Source organism: Mycobacterium sp. IDUB_28 (assembly GCF_055419285.1).
The window spans coordinates 173,648-197,985 of the sequence record NZ_JBVAXK010000002.1 but is presented as its reverse complement, the minus strand read 5'-3'; the positions used below and the strand labels follow the sequence as shown (position 1 = coordinate 197,985).

Below are 24,338 nucleotides of genomic sequence, written 5' to 3'. Positions count from 1 at the left end.
GCTCAAGTAGGCAGCCGTCGGTTGATCAGCAGCGCCGCCAACGCGGCCAACGTCAGGACCAGCGCGCCCAGCCGCAACCAGCCCACACTGGCGTCGCCCTTGATGGTCTCGTAGCCGATCTGCTGCTGCAGCGAGGCGTAGACCGCCTTCAATTCGGCCAGCGTGGCGGCGTTGTAGGAGTTGCCGCCGGAGAGCTGGGCGACTTTCTTCAGCGTCGCGTCGTCGACGGGCACCGGCTGGCGCTGGTCGTTGATCTCGACGAATCCGTAGGGGGTGCCGAAGGAAATCGTGGAGATCGGCACACCCTGATCCTTCGCGGTGCGCGCCGCGGTGAAGGCGCCCTTCGGGTTGTCCGGATTGGTCGGCATCGTCTCCTTGCCGTCGGAGAACAACACCACGCGGGCCGGCGGGGGCGTGTCCCCGCCGCCGATCACCGCGCCGACGGTGGCGATGGCCTGCAGGGCGGTGAAGATCGCCTCCCCGGTGGCGGTGCGGTCGGCGAACTGCAACTTGTCCAGCGCGGCCTTGGTGGCGTCCCGGTTGGTGGTCGGCGACACCAGCACCGTGGCGGTACCCGCGTAGGCGATCAGACCGAGGTTGATACCCGGGGTCAGCTCGTCGGCGAACTGCTTGGCGGCCTCCTGCGCGGCGACCATCCGGTTGGGTTCGACGTCGGTGGCCCGCATCGACTGCGACACGTCGATCACCAACATCACCACCGCGCGGTTACGCGGGATACGGACGTCGTTGGTGGGCCCGGCCATCGCGATGGTCAGCAACACCAGGGCACACACCAGCAGGATCGCCGGGACGTGCCGCCACTTCGAAGGCCGTTTGGGCGCAACGCTTTCCAGCAACTCCATGTTGGCGAACCGCAACATGCGCCGCTGCCGTGCCAGCTGCAACAGCACGTACAACGCAACCAGGCCGACCACGGCCAGCAGGAACAGGAAGAACCAGGAGTGTTCGAAGCCGGACAGGCTCATCGGCCCGAGCAGGGGCAATCTCATAACAAACCCGTCGTGGAGTATGTGGCCGTCGCGGGATGGGTGTGGTTCACCGGCGCCCCGCCACAGCCCCGCGTCGGCGATTGGACACGAAACGAACGATGTCGGCGATCCAGTCGCGGTCGGTGCGCAGCGTCATCACCGATGCGCCGCAACCGCGGATCGTGCGGGCCACGTCGGCGCGATGTGACGATGCGGCCCGGGAGAAGTCGGATTGCAGCTGGCTGTCGATGGTGAATTCGCGAACCGCCCCGGACTCCGCGTCCTGCAGGACCACGTCGCCGATGTCGGGCAATTCGACGTCACGCGGATCGAGCACTTCGACGGCCAGCACCTCGTGCCGGGCCGCGATCGCACGCAGCGGTCGCATCCAGTTGATCGGACCGAGGAAGTCGCTGATGATCACCGCCATGCCGCGGCGCCGTTCCGGCCGGCGCAGGGCGTCGATGGTGGCGGCCAGGTCTCCACGCACCCCGACCGGCGCCTTCGGCGTGGTCGCGATGGTGCGCAACAGGGTCTGCACGTGCTCGCGACCCGAGCGCGCCGGCACCCGGATGGTGTCGGTGCCGTTGGACACCAGCGCCCCGATCCGGTTTCCACCGCCCACATTGAGGTAACAGATGGCCGCCGAGGCAGCCACCGCCAGGTCGCGCTTCTCGCAGACCGACGTGCCGAAGTCCAGACTGGCCGACATGTCGATCACCAGCCACGTCTCCAGTTCGCGGTCGGCGATCATCTGCCGCACGTGCGGGTGGGTGGTGCGCGCGGTGACCGCCCAGTCCATCCGGCGTACGTCGTCACCGGGCTGATAGATCCGCGACTCCCCCGGCTCGCTGCCCGGCCCCGGGATCAGACCCAAGTGATCGCCGTGCAGGATGCCGTCGAGTTTGCGGCTCACGGTCAGCTCGAGGGTGCGCAGCGCCGCCGACAACTTCGGGTCGTCGATGGTGCCGCGCATCATCGAAGGCGGATGACGCACCGCGGGCTTAGCCGCGGCGGGTTTCGAGTCGGTCACCGACCGCCAGCCGCCACAGTGGCGCCCTGCATCACCGGTCCCACCGAATGCCCTTGCTGCGGAACGGCATTCACCTGCGGTAGGGCGACCGTCTGCAGCACCCGGTTGATCACGGTCTCCGCGGTGATCTCGTCGGCCAGCGCGTCGTAGGTGAGCACCAGGCGGTGGCGCAGCACGTCGGGAATGACGTCGATGATGTCCTGGGGAATCACGTAGTCGCGCCCGCGCACCAGCCCGAGGGCCCGCGACGCGGCGATGATGCCCAGCGAGGCGCGCGGTGAGGCGCCGAACGCGATCCAGGTCTTGACGTCGTTCATGCCCAGCTGCTCGGGTTGGCGGGTGGCCATCACCACGCGGACCACATAGTCGACCAGCGCGTGGTGGACGAAGCTGTTGGCCGCGACGTTCTGCAGGCGCAGCAGGTCACCGGTGTCGAGGATCTGCTTGGGTTGCGGCGGGGTGACACCCATCCGGTAGATGATCTCGCGTTCCTCTTCGGGCGTCGGGTAACCGACGTTGATCTTGAACAGGAAGCGGTCGCGCTGCGCCTCGGGCAGCGGGTAGACGCCCTCCTGCTCGATCGGGTTCTGGGTGGCCATCACCAGGAACGGATTGGGCAGCGGGAAAGTCTTGCCGCCGATGGACACGTGACGTTCGGCCATCACCTCGAGCAGCGCGGACTGGACCTTTGCCGGGGCACGGTTGATCTCGTCGGCGAGCAGGAAGTTCACCACCACCGGGCCGAGCTCGGTGTCGAACTCCTCCTTGCCCTGCCGGTAGATGCGGGTACCGACGATGTCGGTGGGCACCAGGTCCGGGGTGAACTGGATGCGGGCGAATGTCCCGCCGACGACGCGGGCGAAGGTCTCCACGGCCAGCGTCTTGGCGACGCCGGGTACACCTTCCAGCAGTACGTGCCCCTTGGCGAGCAGACCAACCAGCATCCGCTCGACGAGCTGGTCCTGGCCCACGATGATCCGCTTGACCTCGAAGATGGCCCGCTCGAGGGTGTGCACTTCGGCGGCCAGCCCATCAGCGCCGCCCGACGGCGCCTCCTTGGCGAGTGCGGGACCAGAATGTGCACCCTGGCCCGGGTAACCGCCACCTGCTGTTGTCATCAATAACCCTCCACAGCTCTTTTCGGACACGACTGCCGTCACGACCAATATCGCGGGGCAGCGACGTGCCCGCGTTCAACTATTCCAGGCGTCCTGGAATCCGTCGACGTCACCGGCTTCGCTGACGGGCCGGCACCACCCCTGGTACGCCCCCCGGCTCTTCGGCTCAGTACTCGATGATCCTAGTCAGATAAGGAGTCATGCCGGGCTTGCGCACCGGGCTGATCGTGACTTTGCCGGCCAGGCTGGAAGCCTCCAACATCTGTCCGTTGCCCAGATACATCGTGACGTGCTGGTTGCCGTTGGGGCCGTAGAAGATGAGGTCGCCGCGCCGGGCCTCGTTCTGCGGGATGTGGCGCCCGGCGTTGTACTGGTCCCCGGAGAACCGCGGGATCAACACACCGACGCCGGCAAACGCGTACCGCATCAGACCCGAGCAGTCGAAGCCGTTGATGCCCGCACCGGAGTCCACTCCTTTACTGGGGCCTTCCAGCGAGCCACCGCCCCACGAGTACGGCACGCCCATTTGGGATCCGGCACGGCGGATCACGTGCTCGATGGCCTCCCGGCCGTTCGCCCGCGGAATCCGGCTGCCGCTGGTGTTTGCGGCCGCCGGCGTACCGCCGAGGTTGATGCCGAGGCCGCTGAGGAACTGCTGGCCGAGGTTGAGCGTGGTCTGGGTGGCCTGTGCGGTGGCCTGCAGCGAGGCGTTGGCAACCGCCAGCGGGTCGCCCGGGGCGCCGGCGCTCACCGCGGCGGGCAGGGTGGGATCCCACTCCCCGTCGGCGGCGGCGGGGGGCGCCACAGCGACCACCAGCCCGGCAACCAACCCCAGGATCAGGGGCAGGAGCCGGGCTAGGGGCAGATGAATTCGCTTGTGGCGCATGAGTCCTCGTTAATACTCGATGTAGCGGATCACGAACGGCGTCATGCCGCTGGTGCGTACCGGCGCAGTTCGCACCTTCAAACCGATGTCGGGTGCCTCGAGCATCTGGCCGTTGCCGAGGTAGATGGTGACGTGCTGGCTGCCGCCGGGGCCGTAGAAGATGACGTCGCCGCGGCGCATCTGGGAGGTCGGGATCTTGCGGCCCATGTTGTACTGCGAACCCGAGTAGTGCGGCAGCTTGATGCCCACGCCGGCGAACGAGTAGAGCACCAGTCCGGAACAGTCGAAGCCGGTGATGTTGGCGCCGGAGTCGATGCCGTGGCTGGGTCCGGCCGCGTTGCCACCGCCCCAGGAGTACGGCACGCCGATCTGGGACAGGCCGCGACGGATCACGTACTCGGAGGCCTGCCGTCCGTAGACCCGCGGGATGCGCCCCGACGTCGCACCGGTCGGCGCGTTGGTGATGCCCGTGTCGTCGGGCTTGAGGATGCCCAGCCCCTGCAGGAATTGCTTGCCCATGGTGGCGGTGACCTGCGCCGAGGTCGCCGAGTAGCCGAGCACCTGGTTGACCACCGCGATCGGGTCCCCGGGCACGTTGGCGCTGGGCACCTGCGGCAGCGAGGGGTCCCAGCCGTCCCAGCGACGGCCACCGCCGGTGCCGCCGGCGGTGTCCCACATGTTCGGCGGGGTGCCCTGGCCGCCCGACTGCGTCCACGCGACGAACCGGGCCTGCTGCAGCTTGTTTTCGGCTTCTTCACGCTCGGCTGCCAGGCGATTGACTTCTTCGCGTTGCTGGTCGAACTTGCGCCGGGTGTCCTCCAGCGCGTGGGCCGCGGCGTCCTGGCTGGCCTTGGCGTCGACAGCGGCCCGGTCGGCCTTCTGCTTGGCCAACCGCGCCACTGATTCGTTGTTCACCTGCTCGGTGCGGGCGCGTTGCAACCGGGTCAGCACGGCCTGCGCACTGGCGGCCATGGTGCGGGCGGCACCGGCGGCGGCGATCATCTCGTCGGGACTGTGGGCGGACAGGTAGCCGCCGTCGGGGCCGTTCATGTACGTCGCGACCGCGAAGACGTTGAACCGGCGCTGGGCTGCGGTGATGGCCGCACCGGCGTCCTTGACGGCCTGCTGGCTGGCTTCGAGTTCGCGACCGGCGACCTCGGCCTGTTCGCGGGCGTCCTCGACGGCGACGAGGGCCTTGTTGACGCTCTCCTGCTCGATTTCGACGGTGGCGCTCAGGTCTTCGAGGCGCTGGTTGGCCCGGGCGACGTTGGCAATCAGCACCGCGATGCTGTCCGCGGCAGGCTCGGCGTGGGCAAGTTCGGGGGTGCCCAGCAACAGCGCCACGCTCAATACCGCCGGTACGGCTGGGCGCACCAGCCGGGCAGCGGTTTGAGAGGCAGAGCCAGGGCGTGTCCGTCTCATTCGACTTGGATCTCCTACGGCTTAAATCGGACGGACGGCGCCGGTTTTCGCAGAACGCGCCATAAACAACATCAGCATCATTCGCACCGTACGTCACACTTGCCGCTAAAGAAACGCAAGTCACAAATTGCACTCAGGAAGTGCGTTTACTGTGACCCAACAGTGACCTGGCGGGTTTGCCAACCAGGAGGGATCAGAACCTGCAGGCGCTGCGACGCAGGGTCGCCACCTGCTTAGACGCCCTACGCGTCGGCGCTGGAAGCCACCTCGGGCCGAGTCGGCGACGTTGCTGGCCGGCGATGGCGACGCTGCATCAGTCGGGTGCCCGCAGCCGCGGCAAACACCCCGATCAGCAAAGCGATGGTGAGGCCAGTCCAGGGGAACTCTGGGGTATTGAGCTCGTTGAGAAAATTCTGCGCAGACTGCACCGGATTGCCGGTTTTGGAATGGTCTTCCCCGGCTTCCAGCGTGACGCGCGGGAAGTGCGAGCTGTAGCTGCCGACGTAGCTGGGGCTGAGCACCAGGACGGTGGAGTCCGGGTAGTCGGCGCCGACGACGGTCGCGATATCGCGCAGCGGGGTGTCGTTGGGCGGATTGTGGTCGAGCAGCACGATCTTGAGCGTGATGCCTTCGCTGCGGGCATGGTTGACGATGTCGAGCAGACCCGGCTCGGGTCCCGGGGGCGCCGCGACGCCGTCCGCGTGCACCTCGGCCTTGATCGCGTTGATGTCGACGTCCTGCGGGATGTATGCGGGCAGAAACGGGATCGTCTGCGGCAACGGCAGTTCGGTCATCGCGTACTTCCTCCGTCGTCATCTCTTCGACCCGGGCGTCTCGCGGGCGCCGGGTGTCTGGGCGTCACCCCAGGTTTGTCACGCTGGCGTGACGCTCGACGCCGACTGCCACGCTGGCGTGACGCTCGACGACCGCAGGGTCTCGGCGTCACCCCAGGTTGTCACGCTGGCGTGACGTTCGACGCCGACTGCCACGCTGGCGTGACGCTCGGCGACCGCAGGGTCTCGGCGTCACCCCAGGAGCCACGCTGGCGTGACGCTCGGCGACCGCAGGGTCTCGGCGTCACCCCAGGTGCCACGCTGGCGTGACGCTCGGCGACCGCAATCACTCTAGTGTGACGCTCGGCGGTGCGACGCTCGGCGGTGTGACGCTCGGCGGTGCGACGCTCGGCCGTGCGACGCCCGGTGCGGCCGGGGGTGAGACCCGACCTTCCCAGGAGCGCGCGATGCGACAAGACTGGGCAGAGCGGGTGGCAATCTAATGCAGGACAAGCGTACTGTTAAAGTTGCACCGCCCCCGCCGACACGGCCCGTCGGCGGGAAGAACTTAATCCTCGGGAGTTGATGTGACTAGCAAAGGTTCGGTGAACTCGTTCGAAGCCCGCGACACCCTCAAGGTCGGCGACAAAGAATACGAGATCTACCGTCTCGATGCCGTCCCTGAGACCAAGAAACTCCCCTACAGCCTCAAGGTGCTCGCCGAGAACCTGCTCCGCAACGAAGACGGCAGCAACATCACCAAGGAGCACATCGAGGCGATCGCGAACTGGGATCCCGAGGCGGAACCCAGCATCGAAATCCAGTACACCCCCGCCCGGGTGGTGATGCAGGACTTCACCGGGGTGCCCTGCATCGTCGACCTGGCCACCATGCGCGAGGCGATCGGCGACCTGGGCGGCGACGCCGAGAAGGTCAACCCGCTGGCGCCGGCCGATCTGGTGATCGACCACTCGGTAATCGCCGACCTGTTCGGCACCGCCGACGCCTTCGAGCGCAACGTCGAGATCGAGTACGAACGCAACGGCGAGCGCTACCAGTTCCTGCGCTGGGGGCAGGGTGCGTTCGACGACTTCAAGGTGGTGCCGCCCGGCACCGGCATCGTGCACCAGGTCAACATCGAATACCTGGCCAGTGTCGTCATGACCCGCGCCAACGGCGCGGGTAAGACAGTCGCCTACCCGGACACCTGCGTGGGCACCGACTCCCACACCACGATGGTCAACGGCCTCGGGGTGCTCGGCTGGGGCGTGGGCGGCATCGAGGCCGAGGCCGCGATGCTCGGCCAGCCGGTGTCGATGCTGATCCCCCGCGTCGTCGGCTTCAAGCTGACCGGCGAGATCCAGCCGGCCGTCACGGCCACCGACGTGGTGCTGACCGTCACCGAAATGCTGCGCAAGCACGGCGTCGTCGGCAAGTTCGTCGAGTTCTACGGCGACGGCGTCGCCGAAGTGCCGTTGGCCAACCGCGCCACGCTGGGCAACATGAGCCCCGAATTCGGTTCCACCGCAGCGATTTTCCCGATCGACGAAGAGACCATCTCCTACCTGAAGTTCACCGGGCGCAGCGAAGAGCAGCTGGCGCTGGTCGAGGCCTACGCCAAAGAGCAAGGGCTGTGGCACGATCCCGACCACGAACCGAACTTCTCCGAGTACCTGGAACTCGACCTGTCCGAGGTGGTGCCGTCGATCGCCGGCCCGAAGCGCCCGCAGGACCGAATTGCGTTGTCGGAAGCCAAGTCGACCTTCCGCAAGCACATCACCAGCTACGTCGAAGACGGCTCCGACGACAAGCAGGGTTATTCGAAACTGGATGAGACGGTGGACGAGTCGTTCCCGGCCAGCGATCCCGGTTCGCCGGACAACGGCCACGCCGACGACGCTCCCAAGGTCCATTCGGCCGCAGTGCATGCCAAGGGTCGGGTCAGCAACCCCGTCGAGGTGAAGTCCGACGAATACGGCGAGTTCGTGCTGGACCACGGCGCGGTGGTGATCGCGGCGGTCACGTCGTGCACCAACACCTCCAATCCCGAAGTGATGCTGGGCGCGGCGCTGCTGGCACGCAACGCCGTCGAGAAGGGGCTGACCTCCAAGCCGTGGGTGAAGACCACCATGGCGCCGGGATCGCAGGTGGTTAACGACTACTACGACAAGGCGGGATTGTGGCCGTACCTGGAGAAGTTGGGCTTCTACCTGGTCGGCTACGGCTGCACCACCTGCATCGGCAACTCCGGGCCGCTGCCCGAGGACATCTCGAAGGCGGTCAACGACAACGACCTTGCCGTCGCGGCCGTGCTGTCCGGTAACCGCAACTTCGAGGGCCGCATCAACCCGGACGTGAAGATGAACTACCTGGCGTCGCCGCCGCTGGTGGTGGCCTATGCGCTGGCCGGGTCGATGGACTTCGACTTCGACGAGGACCCCCTGGGCCAGGACAAGGACGGCAACGATGTCTTCCTCAAGGACATCTGGCCGTCGCAGCAGGATGTGTCGGACACCATCGCGTCGGCCATCAGCCAGGAGATGTTCACCAAGAACTACGCCGACGTGTTCAAGGGCGACGAGCGCTGGCAGAACCTGCCGACGCCCAGCGGCAACACCTTCGAATGGGACGAGGACTCGACGTATGTGCGCAAGCCTCCCTACTTCGACGGGATGTCGAAGGAACCCGAGCCGGTCAGTGACATCAAGGGCGCCAGAGTTCTTGCGCTGCTTGGTGATTCGGTCACTACCGACCACATCTCGCCGGCGAGCAGCATCAAGCCGGGCACCCCGGCCGCGGAGTACCTCGACGAGCATGGCGTCGAGCGCAAGGACTACAACTCCTTCGGCTCACGCCGCGGCAACCACGAGGTGATGATCCGCGGCACCTTCGCCAACATCCGGTTGCGCAACCAGCTGCTTGACGACGTGTCCGGCGGGTACACCCGCGACTTCACCAAAGAGGATGCGCCGCAGGCGTTCATCTACGACGCGGCACAGAACTACGCGAAGGAAGACATCCCGCTGGTGGTGCTGGGCGGCAAGGAGTACGGGTCGGGCTCGTCGCGCGACTGGGCGGCCAAGGGCACCCGGCTGCTGGGCGTGCGGGCGGTGATCACCGAGTCCTTCGAACGTATCCACCGCTCGAATCTGATTGGCATGGGCGTGATTCCGCTGCAGTTCCCGGACGGGGAGTCGGCGCAGTCGCTGGGCCTGGACGGTACCGAGACCTTCGACATCACCGGCATCGAAGAACTCAACGACGGCAAGACGCCGAAGACGGTGAAGGTTAAGGCCAGCAAGGAAACCGGCGACCCGATCGAGTTCGACGCCAAGGTCCGCATCGACACCCCGGGTGAAGCCGACTACTACCGCAACGGCGGCATCCTGCAGTACGTACTGCGCAACATGCTGAACTCTGGCTAGCCGCAACCACATCCCCCGCCTGTGCCCAAAGTCAGCGAGGACCATCTCGAGGCGCGGCGCCGTCAGATCCTGGACGGCGCGCGCCGCTGTTTCGCCGAGTATGGCTACGACCAGGCCACGGTGCGCCGGCTGGAGAAAGAGATCGGCATGTCGCGTGGTGCGATCTTTCACCACTACCGCGACAAGGACGCGCTGTTCTTCGCGCTCGCGCGCGAGGACACCCAGCGCATGGCGGAAGTCGCCTCGCGCCAAGGGTTGATCCAGGTGATGCGCAACATGCTGGCCGCTCCCGAGCAGTTCGACTGGCTGGCCACTCGGCTGGAGATCGCGCGCAAGCTGCGTCACGACCCCGAGTTCAGCCGCGGCTGGGCCGAACGGTCCGCCGAGCTGGCGGCGGCGACCACCGAACGGTTGCACCGGCAGAAGCAGGCCGGCCGGGTTCGCGACGACGTGCCCGCCGACGTGCTGCACTGCTACCTGGACCTGGTGCTGGACGGTCTGGTGGCGCGGCTGGCGTCGGGCGAAGACCCGCAGCGGTTGGCGGCGGTGCTGGACCTGGTGGAGAACTCGGTGCGGCGGCCGGATCTGGCCTGATCCATCTTCGTTGGAGACAGTGTCATGGTCGCCTACCCGGCTGTTGCACGGGACCGTCAGTCGTCGGCGAAGGACGCTGCGAAAAAGCGCCGCAGCAATGCCATTTGAGCTTCCGGGTCTTTCAACGGCCAACACCACAGCGCCAGGAACACCCGGATCAGCCACTGCACGGCCAGTGGGTCGGGGTTGTCGGGGCCGAGCATTTCAGCGGCAAAGGCCTGCACGGCAGGCGAATTGGCGAGCCAGTCGCTGCCGGAGTTCATGTTCATCGACTGGAAGAGCTGAGTCATGGGCTGAGCTTGCACCCGTTGGAGCGCAACGATGGTCGCGGCGACAACGCGGTCGGGGCCGGTCAGGTCCTTGATGGCACCGCGGACGGAATCGACGATCTTCGTGCCGAGCCGGGCGACGACGGCATCACGGATGGTTGCTTTGCCGCCGGCGTGCCGGTAGATCGTCGCCGGAGAGCAGTGCACCCTGGCGGCCAAGGCCTCGATGGTGAATGCGTCGTATCCGACGTCGGCGATGAGGTCGGCCGCAGCGGAGTAAATCCGTTCGGCAGCTTCGGTGTGGCGGTCCCGCCCGACCAGCCAGTCCGTCCGGGGCATACGACGATGGTCCACCGGCGTCGATGTCATTGCAAGGCATTTCGCACCATGAGAATTTTGACTGCAATCTTCTCACGCTAATTAGCTGATGGCGTCGCCGATCTGAGGATTCGCAGCTGGGTGGGAATCTGCAACGGTTATCAACTTCAGCGGGAAGTGTTGACCGGTTAGCTGATTGGCACGAACCTGAGGGCATGCCTGTGCTGGATGAGCCGCTCAACTTCTTCGGCGCGCAGGCTTTGCAGGATCCCTATCCGCTGTATGCACGGATGCGCGCCCAGGCCCCAGTGCACCGCATCGGGGACTCGGCGTTCTACGCGGTCTGCGGCTGGGATGCGGTCGTTGATGCCGTCCAGCGGGTCGAAGACTTTTCCTCCAACCTCACCGCGACGATGGTCTACCACGACGACGGGACCATCACCCCGTTCCCGATGATGGAGGCCGGCAGCCCCCACCACGCTCTGGCCACCGCCGATGATCCGATCCATGCGGTTCACCGCAAGATCCTGCTGCCACATCTAGCTGCCAAGCGCGTCCGCATCATCAAACAATTCGCCGGCGAGGTCGCCCAGCGGCTGTGGGTCGAGGGCCTGCGGGACGGGCGTATCGAGTGGATGAGCGCGATAGCCAACCGGCTTCCGATGATGGTCGTTGCCAAGCTGCTGGGTCTGCCCGACGCCGATGTCGACAACCTGATCAGGTTGGGCTTCGCCACCACCACGATGCTCGACGGAGTCGTCACACAATCTCAACTCGAGGCAGCCGGCGTGGCTGCATTCGAATTGTCGGGTTATGTCATGGAGCATTTCGAGAAGGCCGGGAACTCAGCCGAATCCGGTCTGATCGCCGACCTGGCGGCTCGGTACGCATCGGGCGAAGTCGACCAGATGGTGGCGATGGGCATCATGATCACGCTGTTCAGCGCTGCCGGCGAGTCCACCGCATCGTTGCTGGGCAGCGCCGCCTGGGTGCTGGCCGAACAGCCGGCGATACAACAGCAGTTGCGCGAGCATCCCGACCTGCTCAACGCCTTCATCGAAGAGGCACTCCGGTATGAGGCCCCCTTCCGCGGGCACTATCGCCACGTGTGGCGCGACACCACCCTGGGCGGGGTGCCGGTGCCGGCCGATTCCCACTTGTTGCTGATGTGGGGCGCCGCCAACCGCGACCCAGCACATTTCGAAGCGCCCGACGAGTTCCGCCTCGACCGCGCCGGCGCCAAAGGCCATGTGGCCTTCGGGAAGGGAGTGCACTTCTGCGTCGGCGCCGCCCTGGCGCGGCTGGAGGCGCACATCGTGTTCAGGATGCTGCTGGAACGCACGACCTGGATCGAGCCGGCAGACGTCGGCGAGTGGCTTCCGAGCATCTTGGTCCGTCGCTTGAACCGCCTCGAACTCGCCGTCCGGTAGATCCAGCGGGAGCTCAGGCCAGTTCGATCAGGTCGCGATAGTCCTCGGACCAGTAGTCCTCGGTGCCGTCGGGCAACAACAGGACGCGTTGCGGGTCCAGGGCTTCGGCCGCACCGGGGTCGTGGGTCACCAGCACCACCGAGCCCTGGTAGCTGCGCAGCGCGTCGAGGACCTGCTCGCGTGAGGCCGGGTCGAGGTTGTTGGTCGGTTCGTCGAGCAGCAACACGTTGGCGGTGGATGCGACCAGGCCGGCCAGCGCGAGCCGCGTCTTCTCACCCCCGGACAGCGTGCCCGCCGGCTGGTCGAGTTGCGGGCCGCTGAACATGAACGCACCGAGCAGCCCGCGCAGCTCCTGCTCGCCGGATTCGGGAGCGGCGTGCCGGATGTTCTGCCAGACCGTCGCGTCGTTGTCCAAGGTGTCGTGCTCCTGCGCGAAATAGCCGATGCGCAGACCGTGTCCGGGTTCCAGGCCGCCGGTGTCGGGCGTCTCCACCCCGGCCAGCAACCGCAGCAGCGTGGTCTTGCCGGCACCGTTGAGCCCGAGCACGACCACCCGCGAGCCGCGGTCGATGGCCAGGTCGAGCCCGGTGAACACCTCCAGGGAACCGTAGGTCTTGCTCAGGCCTTTGACCACCAGCGGGGTGCGGCCGCACGGGGCCGGGGTGGGGAATTTGATGCGGGCCACCTTGTCGGCGACGCGTTCCTCGTCCAGCGAGGCCATCATCCGGTCGGCGCGGCGCAACATGTTCTGCGCGGCAACGGCTTTGGTGGCCTTGGCACCTAGTTTGGCGGCCTGGGTGCGCAGCGCGGCGGCCTTGCGTTCGGCGTTGGCGCGCTCGCGGCGGCGACGCTGCTCGTCGGTCGCGCGGGCGTCGAGGTACTTCTGCCAGCCCATGTTGTAGACGTCCATCTCACCGCGCACCGCATCGAGGAACCACACCCGGTTGACGACATCGGCGATCAGGTCGACGTTGTGGCTGATCATCACCACGCCACCGGTGTGCGACCGCAGGAAGTCCCGTAGCCAGCCCACCGAATCCGCGTCGAGGTGGTTGGTGGGCTCGTCGAGCAGCAACGTGGTGGACGAACCCGCGCCACTGTCGGAGGCGGCGAACAGGATTCGCGCCAACTCCACCCGGCGCCGTTGCCCGCCGGACAGGGTGTGCAACTGCTGGGTGAGCACCCGTTCGGGCAGACCGAGACTCGCGCAGATGCGGCCCGCCTCGCTTTCGGCACTGTAGCCCCCGAGCGCGACGAAGCGCTCCTCGAGTTGGCCGTAGCGGCGGATGGCGCGGTCCCGCGCGTCGTCGTCGGCGACCTCGGCCATCAACGCCTGCTGCTTTTCCAGGTCGGTGAGCAGCACATCGAGACCGCGGGCGGACAACACCCGGTCGCGAGCCAGCACGTCCAGATCGCCCTCTTTGGGATCCTGTGGCAGATAACCGATTTCGCCCTTGCGGGTGACCGTACCGGCGTAGGGCTGGCCCTCCCCCGCCAGGATCCGCAGGGTGGTGGTCTTGCCCGCACCGTTGCGGCCGACCAACCCGATCCGATCACCGGGCTGCACCCGCAGCGCCGGCCCGTCGGGTGAGAGCAGGATGCGCGCACCAGCGCGGACCTCCAGGTCCGTAGCCGTGATCACATCTGCTCCCTATTTTTCGTCGGTGAACACCGCCGGCCGTCTCTCCGCGCGTGCGGCAACCGCTTCTTCGAAGTTGGAGGTGAGTAGACGGACGAAAAGCTGTCCCAGGCCCTCGGCCTGCATGTGTCCCTCGAGACTACCGGCGTCCAGTCCACTCCAAAGTGTGCGTTTGGTCAACTCGATACCCGGACGCGAGAACGCCGCCATGCGCGCCGCGATCGCATAACAGGTGTCCAGCAGCTGGGTGGGCGGCACCTGGCAGGACACCAATCCGATCCGTTCGGCCTCCTCGGCGGAGATGTCACGGCCGGTCAGCATGATCTCGAAGGCCCGCGACGACCCGATGGCCCTGGGCAGCAGGTAACTGAGGCCGAGTTCGCTGGCGGTCAGGCCGTTGTTGATGCCCGCCGCCCGGAAGTATGCGGTGGTAGAGGCCACCCGCACATCGGCGGCCAGGGCCAGACACAGTCCGCCGCCGATGGCCGCGCCGTTCACCGCGGCGATCACCGGTTGATGCAGGCGGCGCAGCTTGAGGATGACGTCGTCGAGGATCTCCATGGACCGCAGCGCATACGTCGGGCGGGTCAGGCCATCGACGTGCGGAACCGAGCCCGCGGACTTGTGATCCGCCCCCGACGAGAAGCCCTTGCCCGCGCCGGTGAGCACCACCACCCGCACCGAGTTGTCGGTGCCGACCTCTTCAAGGGTCTCCCGCAGCGGAACCATGACGTCGAAGGCCATCGAGTTCATTCGCTCGGGACGGTTCAGGGTGATCAGGGCGATCTCGGGCCGCGGGTGTTCCAGGAGGACCAGACTCACCTGTGCACGGTATCGCAGAGCGCCCGCGGGCTGCCGGGTCTAGACCTCGGTTACTTCAGCCTCCGCAGCCTCGTAGCCCTTCAGTTGCTGAATCAGGTCTTCCAGCGCGGCCGGCGGCAGGGCGCCCGCCTGGTTGAACAGCAGTTGGCCGTTCTTGAACGCCATCAGCGTGGGGATGGACCGGATCTGGGCCGCCGCGGCCAGCTCTTGCTCGGCTTCGGTGTCGACCTTGGCGAACACCACATCGGGGTGCTTGTCGGAGGCCGCCTTGAACGTCGGCGCGAAGGCCCGGCACGGGCCGCACCAGGACGCCCAGAAGTCGACGAGCACCATCTCGTTGCCGGCGATCGTGTCGTTGAACTGTGCAGCGGTGAGGTCTTGGGTAGTCACGTCAGCGGTAACGCCGCGACCACGGTCTTTGTTCCCGGCTGGGCTGCCGGGCCGCAACCCGACGCGGCGGCCCGCCACGCCCGGTCGGTCAACAGGCGCAGCCCGTTCAGGGCGACCAGCAGCGTGGAACCTTCGTGGCAGGCGACCCCGAGCGGCAGCGGGAGCTGCCCGAACAGATCCCACAGCACCAGCACCGCGATGAGACTGCCGGCGGCCGCGAGGTTCACCGCCACCACCCGGCGGGCGTGCCGGGCCAGCCCGATGATCGTCGGAATGGTGTGCAGTTCGTCGCGGACCGTCACCCCGTCGGCGGTCTGCAGCGTGAGGTCGGCCCCGGCGCCCATCGCCACCGACGCGCACGCCGCGGCCATGGCGGGCGCGTCGTTGACCCCGTCGCCGACGACGAGCACCCGGTGCCCCGCGCCCTGTAGCGCGCGGACTGCCGCCGCCTTCTGGTCGGGCAGCATGGCCGCGCGCACGTCGGTGATGCCGGCGGCCCGGCCCACCCGTCGCGCCGCGGGCACGTTGTCGCCGGTCAGCAAGACCGGTGGTGTCGTGGTCAACGCGCTCAGCGCAGCCACCGACACCGCGGCGTCGCCGCGAATCTGGTCGGTGAGTCCGAGCAACCCGACCGCCACTCCGTTGACGACGACGACGGCCGCCGTGGCACCATCCGCCAACATCGCCGCCAGCGCGGCCGGCGGTTCCCCCCGATAGCTGTCCGGACTGCACACTTCGACGAAAGCACCGTCCACGGTCGCCCGCACCCCGCGGCCGGGCAGGGCGCGGAAGTCCTCGGCCGCCGCGATGGCGACCCCACGACGGCGGGCTGCCGTGACGATCGCGCGACCCAGCGGGTGCTCACTGAATTGCTCTGCGCCGGAAGCTAATTCGAGTATTCGGCGCGCGTCCGCCAGCTCCGGCCGCAACACCTCGACGGTACTCAATTGCGGTGTCCCACAGGTCAGCGTGCCGGTCTTGTCCAGCGCGACGACGCTGATGTCGGCGAGATGTTCCATGACCAGCGCGGACTTGACCAGGACACCGTGCCGACCGGCGTTGGCGACCGCGGACAGCAACGGCGGCATGGTGGCCAAGACCACCGCGCACGGTGAGGCCACGATCATGAAAGTCATGGCGCGCAACAGAACTGACTGCAGTGGCAGGCCGATCAACAGTGGGATCACGATCAGGGCGAGGGTGGCACCCACCACGCCCACCGAGTAGCGCCGCTCGATCTTCTCCACGAACAGTTGGGTTTTCGCCTTCGTCGCCGACGCCGCTGCTACCAGCTCGACGATGCGGGCCACCGCACTGTGCGACGGGTCGCGCGTGACGACGACGTGCAACACCCCGGATCCGTTGACCGTACCGGCGAACACCTCATCGCCCGCCGACTTGGCCGCCGGCATGGACTCACCCGTGATGGAGCACTGGTCGACCTCGGATGCGCCGGCCAGCACCGCCCCGTCGGCCGGGATGCGCTCTCCCGGCCGCACCACCACCCGGTCACCGACCACCAGTTCGCCGGCCGGCACTGTCTGTTCGTTGCCGTGCCCGTCGACCACCACAGCCCGGTCGGGCGCCAGGTTCAGCAATCCCTTGACCGAGTCCGCCGTGTGCTTGGTGGCGACCTCGTCGAGCGCCCCCGAGGTCGCGAAAATCACGATCAGCAGCGCGCCGTCGAAGATCTGCCCGATGGCCACCGCGCCCACCGCGGCAACGATCATCAACAGGTCGACGTCGAGCTCCCGGTGACGCAACGCCTGCGCCCCGGCCCACGCCGATCCCCAGCCGCCGGCGAGATAGCACGCCAGGTACAACGACCACCAGATACCCTGCGGCGCACCGCTGAGCTGTGCCGCGAAGCCGGCCGCGAAGAGCAGCAGCGCCACCGCCGCCCAGCGCACGGACATCACCGACCACAGCGCCGCGGGCCAACACACCGGACCTACCGTCGGGCCACGCTCGGCGGCCGCCGCAGCGGGCGCTTCGACGGCGGACACGGTCATTGCGGCGGCCTCGCGGGGACAGAGTTGGGCTGGATGCACCGAGTGTATTGACGCAGGGATCCGCCCAGGTCTCGGTTCCGTTGCGGTATGTCAATGAATTGGCTTCTGCCACAAATGAAAACGACGGTGTGATGAAGTCCGGTGACCCGTGCAGGTCCCGCTGAATTCGATCCGGAAAAAGTTGGATCCATCGGTGCCGAACAGCGTTAAGCTTCGTAGGTCGCTGTCTCAATGTGGAGGTGCGAAATGTCGTACGTGGTCGCTAACACCGAGTTCGTTTCGCAGGCGGCGGGCGATCTGGCCCGGGTCGGCTCGCTGCTCAACGACGCCAACGCGGCGGCGGCAGCACGAACCTCGAACGCGCTGGCTGCCGGGGCCGACGAGGTGTCTCGGGCGGTGGCGGCGGTCTTCGGGTCGCACGCCCAGACCTATCAGTCAATCAGCGCGCAGGCCAGCGCATTTCACGCACAGTTCGTGCAGACCCTGGCCCGCAACGCGGGTGCGTACGCCACCGCCGAAGCCACCAACCTCGGGCCGTTGCAGCCGGTGCTCGACCTGATCAACGCGCCCAGCCGCGCGCTGTTCAACCGGCCGTTCTTCGGCGACGGCCGCACCGGCGCAGCCGGCATGGCCGGTGAGGACGGTGGGATCTTCTTCGGGAACGGCGGTGCCGGCGGTGCCGGTGTCGCCCCGGGACAAGCCGGCGGCAGAGGGGGATCCGCCGGGTTGCTCGGGTTCGGGGGTGCCGGCGGCGCCAGTGGTACGGCCGCGGTCGGCGGCGCCGGCGGAAACGGTGGACTGCTTTACGGCGGGGGCGGCGCCGGAGGTACCGGATTCTTCGGTGGTGGCGCCGGCGGTCGCGCCTGGCTGTTCGGCGATGGTGGGGTCGGCGGGACAGCCACCTCCGCGGGAATCGGCGGCGCCGGCGGTGCCGGCGGATTCTTCATCGGCAATGGCGGCGGCGGCGGCAGCGGCGGCGGGCTCGTGTCCAACGCCAGCGGCGGCCCCGGCGGCCAGTCCGGCTTGATCGGTAACGGCGGCGAGGGTGGCGACGGCGGGGCATTCCCGCCCGGCAACGGCGGCAACGGAGGAAACGCGCTGCTGTTCGGCAACGGTGGCGCCGGCGGTACCGGCACGGCCGTCGGTTCCACTGACGGCCTGGGCGGCACCCGCGGCCTGCTCTTCGGCCAGAACGGCGCCAACGGTTAGTACCCCGTACTTACGGTTGCGTACGTTTTCCGACGTCGGACACACTTGAGACCCACCGGTCTGAGTGGAAGGAACCGCAGTGGGGCACTACATCGCCAACGTTCGGGATCTCGAGTTCAACCTGTTCGAGGTTCTCGACATCGGGGCGGTGCTCGGTGCCGGGCGCTACGCCGATCTCGACCTCGACACCGCGCACACCATCCTGGCCGAGGCGGCACGCCTGGCCGAGGGGCCGCTCGCCGAAACCTTCGCGTTCGCCGACCGCAACCCCCCGGTGTTCGACCCGGCCACGCACAGCATCAGCATCCCGCCCGAGGTGGTCAAGACGTTGCAGGCCATCAAAGACGCCGAGTGGTGGCGGCTGGGCCTGGCCGAGGAGATCGGCGGCATGGCCGCACCTCCGCCGCTGACCTGGGCCGTCAACGAGATGATCTACTGCGCGAACCCGTCGGTGTCCTTCCTGAACTTCGGCCCGGTGTTGTCCCAACCCCTCTTCCTAGAGGGCAACGAGGAGCAAAAGCATTGGGCTGCACTGGGAATCGAGCGCGGCTGGCAGGCCACCATGGTGCTCACCGAACCTGACGCCGGCTCCGATGTAGGCGCGGGGCGCACCAAGGCCGTCGAGCAGCCCGACGGCACCTGGCACATCGAGGGCGTCAAGCGGTTCATCTCCGGCGGCGACGTCGGCGCCACCACGGAGAACATCTTCCATCTGGTGCTCGCCCGGCCCGAGGGCGCCGGGCCCGGCACCAAAGGGTTGAGCCTGTTCTACGTCCCCAACTATCTGTTCGACTCGGAGACCGGTGAACTCGGCGAACGCAACGGCGTGTACGTCACCAACCTCGAGCACAAGATGGGGCTCAAGACCTCGCCGACCTGCGAGCTGACGTTCGGCGCCACCGACGTCCCCGCGGTCGGCTACCTGGTCGGCGGCGTGCACAACGGCATCGCGCAGATGTTCACTGTGATCGAGCACGCCCGAATGACGATCGGCGTCAAGTCTTCCGGCACCTTGTCCACGGGCTACCTCAACGCGCTGGCCTACGCCAAGGAACGGGTGCAGGGCGCCGACCTCACCCAGATGACCGACAAGACCGCGCCGCGGGTCACGATCATGCACCACCCCGACGTGCGGCGCAGCCTGATGACCCAGAAGGCTTACGCCGAAGGGCTGCGCGCGCTGTACCTCTATGCCGCTGCACATCAGGATGACGATGTCGCACAACATGTTTCGGGAGCAGATCATGACATGGCACATCGCGTCGACGACTTGCTGCTGCCGATCGTCAAGGGTGTGGGCTCCGAGCGGGCATACGAGATCTTGACGGAATCCCTGCAGACACTGGGCGGTTCGGGATTCCTGCAGGACTACCCCATCGAGCAGTACATCCGGGACTCCAAGATCGACTCACTCTACGAGGGCACCACGGCGATCCAGGCGATGGATTTCTTCTTCCGCAAGATCGTTCGCGACCACGGCCAGTCGCTGACCCACCTGACGAACCAGATCAACACAACCATCGAGAACATCGACGAGTCGCTCAAAGATCAGGCCGAACTGCTGCAGGCCGCGCTGGACGACGTCACCGGCATGACGACCGCGTTGATGGGATACCTGATGTCGGCCGCCCAGCACCCCACCGACATCTACAAGGTCGGCCTGGGATCGGTGCGCTACCTGCTCGCCGTCGGTGACCTGCTGATCGGCTGGCGGCTGCTGGTCCAGGCCGGCGTGGCCCAGGCGGCATTGGCCGGCGATCGGTCACCCGGCGACCAGGCCTTCTATCAGGGCAAAGTCGCGGTTTCGGGCTTCTTCGCCAAGAACGTGCTGCCCAAACTGGCCGGGTTGCGCAGCGTCATCGAGAACACCGACGACGACATCATGCGGATGCCCGAAGAGGCGTTCTGACGCACGGACCGACCGCCGGCGGACGTGCGATTATTACGGCATGGATGTCCGTGTCCGGAACAATGTGCACTTCCTCGGCCCCGAGGAGGCGCCGACGCTCATGCTGGCGCACGGATTTGGCTGCGACCAGGAGATGTGGCGCCGCGTCACCGCGCCGTTGAGCCGGCATTTCCGCGTCGTGCTGTTCGACCACGTCGGCTCGGGCGGTGCTGACCCTTCGGCGTGGGATCCGCAGCGTTACGCCAGCCTGGACGGTTACGCGACGGACATCCTCGAGCTCGTCGACCAGCTGCAGTTGCGCGATCCGGTCTTCGTCGGCCACTCGGTTGCCGCGATGATGGGTGTGCTGGCCGCCGCCGAGCGTCCCGACGCGTTTGCCAAGCTGGTGCTGGTGACGCCGTCACCCTGCTACATCGACGACGCCGACTACCGCGGCGGATTCACCCGCGCCGACATCGACGATCTGCTCGACTCGCTGGACAGCAACTACCTGGGCTGGTCGCACGCGATCGCCCCGACCATCGTGGGCAACCCGGACCGCCCCGAACTGTCCGAGGAACTCGCCGAGACCTTCTGCCGCACCGACCCTGCGTGCGCAAAAGTGTTCGCGCGCACGACTTTTCTGTCCGACAACCGCGCGGACCTGTCCCGGGTCTCACTACCTACGCTGGTGCTGGAATGCGCCGAGGACGCCATCGCCCCCACCGGTGTCGGCGCGTACGTCGCTGAACACATTGCCGGCAGCACCCTGGTCACCCTGGACACGACCGGGCACTGCCCGCAGCTGAGCGCACCCGAGGCCACCGCCGCCCAAATCGCAGCGTTTGCTCAGTGACAGATTTCCAACCCGAAGACTTCTTCGACAACGCGCCCTGCGGTCTGCTGTGCGCGACCACCGACCGGCGCATCACCGCGGTCAATGCCGTGCTGGCCGACTGGCTCGGGTACTCGCCGAACGAGCTGGTCGGCCGGCAGTTCACCGAGCTGTTCAGCGCCGGCGCCCGCATCCATTACGAGACCCATTTCGCACCGCTGCTCCAGGTCAATCTCAGCGTCGCCGAGATGGCGATCGACCTGGTGCGAGCCGACGCGACCCGGCTGCCGGTGTTGATCACAGCAAACGCCAAAGGATCGCCGCAGCTCATCCGGATGGCGATCCACGATGCGCGCAAGCGGCGCTCCTATGAACGCGAACTGCTGGACGAACGGCGCCGCGCGGAGGCCGAGCAGGCCCGCGCGGAACTGCTGGCCGCCACCTTGCAGCGGTCGCTGCTCCCGCCGTCTTTGTCCCCGCCGCCGTCCGTGCAGGCCATCGCCCACTATCACGCCGCTACCGGCGAGGTCGGCGGCGACTTCTATGACCTGTTCCCCCTCGCGGGCGACACCTGGGGGTTTTTCCTGGGCGACGTCGCCGGCAAGGGTGCGGCAGCGGCCGCGGTGACCTCGCTGACCCGGTACACCCTGCGGGCTGCGGCGGTGATGTCCACCGCCGACCCGGTGTCGGTGCTGCACACCGTGGACAAGGTTCTCAAACAGCGCGCTCCCCGCGATGCACACACCTTCGCCACCGTCATCGTCGGGACCCTTCGCCCCTCCCCGTCCGGCATTGACGTTCATCTGGCCAGCGGTGGGCATCCGCCTGCCCTGTTGCTCGGTTCGGCCGGCGAGGTCCGGGAAGTCTCCACCGCGGGCGGCCAACCCGTGGGCATCCTGGCCAGACCGGACTTCGTGGCCACCCGGCTACGCCTGGTCGCCGGCGACACGTTGCTGCTCTACTCCGACGGGCTGACCGAGGCCCGCACCGGACGGGGCCGTGAACGGTACGACGACGACGGCGCGTTGCTGCGGTTCGCGCAAGCGCACGCTCCGTCGACGGCCGCGGACCTCATGGCCGCATTGCAAGGATTGCTGACCGACCTCGGCCGTGGCGTCGAAGACGACGTCGCCCTGCTGGCCCTCGGGGTTCCGGCTGGCCAATGACACGGCACCGTGCGGCTGTCCGCCCGGAGGGCGGCCAACCACACCGCCGCTTGAATCAGACCGTGAATCCCAGCGCCCGGAGTTGCTCGCGGCCGTCTTCGGTGATCTTGTCCGGACCCCACGGCGGATTCCAGACCCAGTTGATGCGCAACTCGTCGACCAACCCGCTGCCGATCAACGCCGAGCGCGACTGGTCCTCGATCACATCGGTCAGCGGGCAGGCCGCCGACGTCAGCGTCATGTCGACCAGAGCGATCGTGCCTTCTTCGCCCTCTTCCAGGTTGAGGCCGTATACCAAGCCCAGGTCGACGACGTTGATGCCCAGCTCCGGGTCGACGACGTCGCGCATCGCCTCTTCCATCTCGGCGAGCAGTTCCTCGTCGGGTGCGCTGTTCTCGCTACCGGGCAGTGCGGTTTCGCTCATCTGTCGACCTCCTCGAAAGCTGCGTGGGCCTGCGCGAGCGCATCTTTGAACGCCATCCAGCCGAGCAACGCGCATTTGACCCGCGCCGGATACTTGGCCACCCCTGCAAACGCTACTCCGTCGCCCAGCACATCCTCATCGCCCTGCACATTGCCCCGCGACGACACCATGGCGCTGAACGCGTCGACGGTCTGCAGCGCCTGCGGCACGCTCTGCCCGATCACCTGATCGGTCAGCACCGAGGTCGCCGCCTGGCTGATCGAACAGCCCTGCCCGTCATAGGAGATGTCGGCGACGGTCTCGCCGTCCTCGGACAGCGCCACCCGCAGCGTCACCTCGTCGCCGCACACCGGGTTGACGTGGAACACCTCGGCGCCGAACGGTTCGCGCAGTCCGCGGTGGTGCGGATGCTTGTAGTGGTCCAGGATCACGTCCTGGTACATCTGCTCGAGACGCAAAGTCAGTCTCTCCCAAAGAAATCCACGGACCGTCGCACGCCCGCTACCAGCCGGTCGACCTCCTCGGCGGTGTTATACACGGCGAACGATGCGCGGGCGGTGGCGGCCAGACCGAACCTGCGGTGCAACGGCAGCGCGCAGTGGTGCCCGACCCGGACCGCCACACCGTCGTCGTCAAGCACCTGACCCACGTCGTGGGCGTGCACGCCGTCGACGACGAACGACACCGGGGACCCGCGGTCCTGCATGGATGTCGGACCGACGATGCGGACGCCGTCGATGCGGGACAGGCCGTCGATGGCCTGGGCAACCAGTTCGCGTTCGTGGGACTCGACAGCGTCCATCCCGATGGCTTGGAGATAGCGTGCGGCCGCGGCCAAGCCGACCACCTGTGAGGTCATCGGTGTGCCCGCCTCGAAGCGCTGCGGGGCGGGCGCGTAGCTGGAGGCCGTCATGGTGACCGACTCGATCATCGAACCGCCGGTGAGGAACGGGGGCATGGCGGCCAGCAGTTCACGCCGGCCGTACAGCACGCCGATTCCGTTGGGCCCCAGCATCTTATGCCCGGAGAAGGCGGCGAAGTCGACGCCGTCCGCGTGGAAGTCGACCGGCTGGTGCGGTACCGACTGGCAGGCGTCCAGGACGGTCAGCGCCCCCACCGCGCCGGCGCGGGCGACCAGTTCGGCGACCGGCGCCAAGGCACCGGTGACGTTGGAATGATGGCTGAAGGCAACGACTTTGACGCGTTCGTCGAGCTGCAGCGAGTCCAGGTCGATGCGGCCGTCGTTGGTCACGCCGTACCACTTGAGCGTGGCTCCGGTCCGGCGGGCCAACTCCTGCCAGGGGATCAGGTTGGCGTGGTGTTCGAGTTCGGTGGTGACGATCACGTCGCCCGGCCCTACCGCACGCTCGAACCGGCTGTCCCCCAGTACATATGACACCAGGTTGAGCGATTCGGTGGCGTTCTTGGTGAACACCAGTTCGTCGGGGTCGGCGCCGACGAAGCCCGCAATGTCGGCCCGACCCTGCTCGTAGGCGTCGGTGGCCTCTTCCATCAACTGATGCGCACCCCGGTGCACGCCGCCGTTGGCGGTCAGCAGAAACTCGCGCTCGGCGTCGAGGACTTGCAACGGCCGCTGCGAGGTGGCGCCGGAATCCAGGTACGCCAACTGATTTCCGCCGCGCATGATGCGCTTGAGGATGGGGAAATCGGCGCGGATGGCCGTCAGGTCCAGCAT

General features: G+C 67.2%; 19 protein-coding genes and 2 pseudogenes. 7 read left to right on the top strand and 14 right to left on the bottom strand.

Translation table 11 applies throughout. From position 1 onward, the window contains the following. Window positions 1-2: 2 nt before the first annotated feature. The 6 genes from ACZYZ9_RS04960 to ACZYZ9_RS04935 all read right to left on the bottom strand — a co-directional run bounded on the left by ACZYZ9_RS04960 (window position 3) and on the right by ACZYZ9_RS04935 (window position 6,242). A complete protein-coding gene (locus ACZYZ9_RS04960; RefSeq protein WP_463825091.1) occupies window positions 3-1,010 on the bottom strand; it encodes a VWA domain-containing protein in 1,008 nt (335 codons plus the stop codon). Window positions 1,011-1,056: 46 nt separating this feature from the next. Further along, window positions 1,057-1,968: a DUF58 domain-containing protein gene (locus ACZYZ9_RS04955; RefSeq protein WP_463825451.1), complete on the bottom strand. Its 912-nt coding sequence runs from the start codon at window positions 1,966-1,968 to the stop codon at window positions 1,057-1,059. A 50-nt stretch (window positions 1,969-2,018) separates the two neighbouring features. Further along, window positions 2,019-3,140, bottom strand: a complete 1,122-nt coding sequence (moxR1, locus tag ACZYZ9_RS04950) for a chaperone MoxR1 (RefSeq protein WP_463825090.1) — start codon at window positions 3,138-3,140, stop codon at window positions 2,019-2,021. Between the two features lie 166 nt (window positions 3,141-3,306). Then, the gene (gene ripB / locus ACZYZ9_RS04945; RefSeq protein ID WP_463825089.1) at window positions 3,307-4,026 is read right to left on the bottom strand and encodes an NlpC/P60 family peptidoglycan endopeptidase RipB; all 720 of its coding nucleotides are present in this window, start codon (window positions 4,024-4,026) and stop codon (window positions 3,307-3,309) included. Between the two features lie 9 nt (window positions 4,027-4,035). Further along, window positions 4,036-5,448 (bottom strand): NlpC/P60 family peptidoglycan endopeptidase RipA, encoded by a 1,413-nt coding sequence (gene ripA, locus ACZYZ9_RS04940; protein ID WP_463825088.1) that lies wholly within the window; start codon window positions 5,446-5,448, stop codon window positions 4,036-4,038. 242 nt (window positions 5,449-5,690) lie between these two features. Continuing rightward, window positions 5,691-6,242, bottom strand: coding sequence for an Rv1476 family membrane protein (locus ACZYZ9_RS04935; protein ID WP_463825087.1), 552 nt, complete (start codon window positions 6,240-6,242; stop codon window positions 5,691-5,693). 566 nt (window positions 6,243-6,808) lie between these two features. Here ACZYZ9_RS04935 and ACZYZ9_RS04930 point away from each other — a divergent pair. Continuing rightward, window positions 6,809-9,646 carry an aconitate hydratase gene (locus tag ACZYZ9_RS04930; protein ID WP_463825086.1) on the top strand — a complete coding sequence of 946 codons (2,838 nt, stop codon included), beginning with the start codon at window positions 6,809-6,811 and terminating at the stop codon, window positions 9,644-9,646. Between the two features lie 21 nt (window positions 9,647-9,667). Next, window positions 9,668-10,240 carry a TetR/AcrR family transcriptional regulator gene (locus ACZYZ9_RS04925; RefSeq protein WP_463825085.1) on the top strand — a complete coding sequence of 191 codons (573 nt, stop codon included), beginning with the start codon at window positions 9,668-9,670 and terminating at the stop codon, window positions 10,238-10,240. A gap of 56 nt (window positions 10,241-10,296) precedes the next feature. Here ACZYZ9_RS04925 and ACZYZ9_RS04920 read toward each other — a convergent pair whose 3' ends face one another. Then, on the bottom strand, window positions 10,297-10,848 hold the full coding sequence (locus tag ACZYZ9_RS04920; RefSeq protein WP_463825084.1) for a TetR/AcrR family transcriptional regulator: 552 nt from the start codon (window positions 10,846-10,848) through the stop codon (window positions 10,297-10,299). Between the two features lie 194 nt (window positions 10,849-11,042). Between ACZYZ9_RS04920 and ACZYZ9_RS04915 the strand changes: the two genes are divergently transcribed. Further along, complete coding sequence (locus ACZYZ9_RS04915; RefSeq protein ID WP_463825083.1) at window positions 11,043-12,257, top strand: cytochrome P450; 1,215 nt, start codon at window positions 11,043-11,045, stop codon at window positions 12,255-12,257. A gap of 13 nt (window positions 12,258-12,270) precedes the next feature. Here the strand turns inward: ACZYZ9_RS04915 and ACZYZ9_RS04910 are convergent, their stop codons facing one another. From ACZYZ9_RS04910 to ACZYZ9_RS04895, 4 genes are read right to left on the bottom strand one after another with little or no spacing between them, the layout of a single operon-like run. Then, on the bottom strand, window positions 12,271-13,899 hold the full coding sequence (locus tag ACZYZ9_RS04910) for an ABC-F family ATP-binding cassette domain-containing protein (protein ID WP_463825082.1): 1,629 nt from the start codon (window positions 13,897-13,899) through the stop codon (window positions 12,271-12,273). Between the two features lie 9 nt (window positions 13,900-13,908). Continuing rightward, complete coding sequence (locus ACZYZ9_RS04905) at window positions 13,909-14,736, bottom strand: enoyl-CoA hydratase (RefSeq protein WP_463825450.1); 828 nt, start codon at window positions 14,734-14,736, stop codon at window positions 13,909-13,911. Window positions 14,737-14,757: 21 nt separating this feature from the next. Beyond that, the gene (gene trxA / locus ACZYZ9_RS04900; protein ID WP_463825081.1) at window positions 14,758-15,108 is read right to left on the bottom strand and encodes a thioredoxin; all 351 of its coding nucleotides are present in this window, start codon (window positions 15,106-15,108) and stop codon (window positions 14,758-14,760) included. Next, on the bottom strand, window positions 15,105-17,120 hold the full coding sequence (locus ACZYZ9_RS04895; RefSeq protein WP_463825080.1) for a heavy metal translocating P-type ATPase: 2,016 nt from the start codon (window positions 17,118-17,120) through the stop codon (window positions 15,105-15,107). Before ACZYZ9_RS04895 ends, trxA begins: the two co-directional genes overlap by 4 nt. 246 nt (window positions 17,121-17,366) lie before the next feature. Between ACZYZ9_RS04895 and ACZYZ9_RS04890 the strand changes: the two are divergent. The 4 genes and pseudogenes from ACZYZ9_RS04890 to ACZYZ9_RS04875 form a co-directional block, all read left to right on the top strand. After that, window positions 17,367-18,326: pseudogene (locus ACZYZ9_RS04890) on the top strand (PE family protein); the annotation flags it as partial. Window positions 18,327-18,408: 82 nt separating this feature from the next. Continuing rightward, complete coding sequence (locus ACZYZ9_RS04885; protein ID WP_463825079.1) at window positions 18,409-20,238, top strand: acyl-CoA dehydrogenase; 1,830 nt, start codon at window positions 18,409-18,411, stop codon at window positions 20,236-20,238. A 40-nt stretch (window positions 20,239-20,278) separates the two neighbouring features. Beyond that, entirely contained in the window at window positions 20,279-21,073 is a 795-nt protein-coding gene (locus tag ACZYZ9_RS04880; protein ID WP_463825078.1) for an alpha/beta fold hydrolase, read from the top strand. Beyond that, a complete protein-coding gene (locus ACZYZ9_RS04875) occupies window positions 21,070-22,218 on the top strand; it encodes a PP2C family protein-serine/threonine phosphatase (protein WP_463825077.1) in 1,149 nt (382 codons plus the stop codon). The genes ACZYZ9_RS04880 and ACZYZ9_RS04875 overlap by 4 nt, the downstream gene beginning before the upstream one ends. 55 nt (window positions 22,219-22,273) lie before the next feature. On the opposite strand, the gene ACZYZ9_RS04870 is transcribed toward ACZYZ9_RS04875, so the two are convergent. From ACZYZ9_RS04870 to ACZYZ9_RS04860, 3 genes and pseudogenes are all read right to left on the bottom strand, one after another. After that, on the bottom strand, window positions 22,274-22,642 hold the full coding sequence (locus ACZYZ9_RS04870) for a metal-sulfur cluster assembly factor (RefSeq protein WP_463825076.1): 369 nt from the start codon (window positions 22,640-22,642) through the stop codon (window positions 22,274-22,276). Continuing rightward, a pseudogene (gene sufU / locus ACZYZ9_RS04865) lies at window positions 22,617-23,106 on the bottom strand (Fe-S cluster assembly sulfur transfer protein SufU). The gene ACZYZ9_RS04870 and the pseudogene sufU overlap by 26 nt, the downstream one beginning before the upstream one ends. Further along, window positions 23,103-24,338, bottom strand: coding sequence for a cysteine desulfurase (locus ACZYZ9_RS04860; protein ID WP_463825075.1), 1,236 nt, complete (start codon window positions 24,336-24,338; stop codon window positions 23,103-23,105). Before ACZYZ9_RS04860 ends, sufU begins: the two are co-directional and overlap by 4 nt.